General features: G+C 52.0%; 2 protein-coding genes and 1 pseudogene. 1 reads left to right on the top strand and 2 read right to left on the bottom strand.

The genetic code is table 11. From position 1 onward, the window contains the following. The coding region (locus tag JX325_RS16065) for a relaxase/mobilization nuclease domain-containing protein (RefSeq protein WP_204792052.1) at positions 1-1,139 on the bottom strand (1,139 nt) is incomplete at its 3' end. Further along, positions 1,111-1,506 (bottom strand): annotated as a pseudogene (locus JX325_RS16060) (mobilization protein). The pseudogene JX325_RS16060 and the gene JX325_RS16065, both read right to left, overlap by 29 nt. Between JX325_RS16060 and JX325_RS16055 the strand changes: the two are divergent. Beyond that, the coding region (locus tag JX325_RS16055; RefSeq protein ID WP_204792051.1) for a hypothetical protein at positions 1,493-1,837 on the top strand (345 nt) is incomplete at its 3' end. The pseudogene JX325_RS16060 and the gene JX325_RS16055 sit on opposite strands and share 14 nt — an antisense overlap.

The following is a 1,837-nucleotide window of genomic DNA, read 5'->3' as shown; positions in this document are numbered from 1 at the left end:
ACAGGCTTCAGATTGTGCAAACTCGCCCACTTCTCGTAGCCTTTCCCTTTGCCCTCGGCTCTCTTGGCGGCTATGTCTACCATGCGTTGTACTCCGTCATTTTTCGGGGCGTTTATGGCGGCACTGTTACGCTGTAAGCGGTCTTTTATGCTGTGGGGGTATTCCTGTTTGGGTGCGGGCGTTTCGGCGGCTCTGGCGGCGTTCTGTGCGTTTATGGTGAGTGCTTCCAGTATGGCGGCACGGTCAAAATCATCACCCAGTTTCCGGGCGGTGATGGGCTTCGTCCTGTCCGGCGTGAGATACGATAATCTCCCCCGGCTCTCCTTGACGGTCACGCCTTGTTGTAGCAGCTTCCCGGAAAAATCCTCAAAGGAAACAGCAGAGGACAGGGCGGCTCGGATTGTGCGCCTTAATTTCTCCTTGTCGGTTTCAAATTTTGTAAGTTTGGGCGGTTCGCCTGTGGCGGCAAGGGAAGCGTTCTCTTTATCCAGTGCGGCTTGTCCTTTCCGCTTTGCCCAATACTCACGCTCGGTAATGCGGTTCTTGCTCCCATGCAATAAGTCAATCTGATAGAGGTTTTCCCGGTGGCACATCTCCATGACTTCCGCTTTGAAATACTCCATAGCTGCGTCCGTACAGCGGTGCTTGCAGCCCTCCCTTGTGTCCGCTGGTCTTTCCATGTAGGGCAGCAATGGCACTTCCTCAATCCGCAATGAATTGATTACGATATGCACATGAATGTTGCCGCTGTGGTTATGCCCGTCCGGGTGGGTGCATACAAGGGCTTGGTGTCCGGGGAAATGCTCTTTACAAAACTGCTCGCCTAACTGTTGCGCCCGGTCTACGGTCAAGCCGTTGTCCTGTGCGTCACGGGGGGCAAAACTGATAATGTAGTGGTGGCTCTTTACGTCCTCCCGTTTTTGGTTCTTGCCGTATTTCAGATTGGAGCGCATACACGCTATGGCGAAATCTTCCCCGCCGCAATTCAGAGAGGAAATGCGGTAATCATCACGGGGGAGAAGCCGACCATTTTCATCAAGCGTGGGCTTCATGGTAAACTCGTCATGCTCAAAAGTTAGGTACTGCTCGGCAGCTCCATAGTCGGCATTTTTAGAGCTGATATGTTTGAACGTTGCCAACGGATTCACCTACTTTCTGCAAGACTTCAAACTTCAAGGCGGCAAGCTCCGCTGTGGCGGCTCGCACCTCTTGGGAGAGGGCGTTATAAGGTGCGCCGTACTCGTTCAGACAGCGGGCAATCTGGTTCAAGTTGCCGCCGATTTTCCCGTACTCGGCTGTGAGTTTCCCAACGGCAGAGAGTAATTCATCATTGACCGGGGAAACGGTAATGACCGGGCGTATGCTTCACTTAATGAGGGCTTGCCGGATAAACTCGGCTTGGCTCATTTTGCAGAGGGTGACACGCTCGGAAAACTCTGCATATTCTTCCTCGGTCAAGCGTGTCTTGATTACCCGGTGGCGGTGGGGCGTGTTGTATCTTTTCATAGGCTTCAACTCCTTTCTTTTTATGCTTTGCCCTTTCACTAATAGGAGAAAAACAGGGGGCAAAGCGGAAGCGTTTTTTGAAAAATCCGAAAAAATTTTTCGGGGATTTTTCAAGCGGCGCAAGCCGCAAAAAGGCGGGCTTGGGGTGGCAACCCCAACAAGATTCCCGCAGGACAAAATTGAGCGATTAGCGAAATTTGGTACTGTGGTAGAATCTTGCTCTAAGAAAGTGACGGATTCCGCTGTGTGGGCTTCCCTCAATACCTTTAGTGCCGCAAGCGGGGATTTTGCCAAAGTAACAGCGATATTCTCCCCCTACTACCTACAACAC

This window comes from Oscillibacter sp. CU971 (genome assembly GCF_905219725.1).
Taxonomy (GTDB): Bacteria; Bacillota; Clostridia; order Oscillospirales; family Oscillospiraceae; genus Oscillibacter.
The sequence above is the reverse complement of the archived record's forward strand: the minus strand, read 5'-3'. Positions and strand labels throughout refer to the sequence as shown.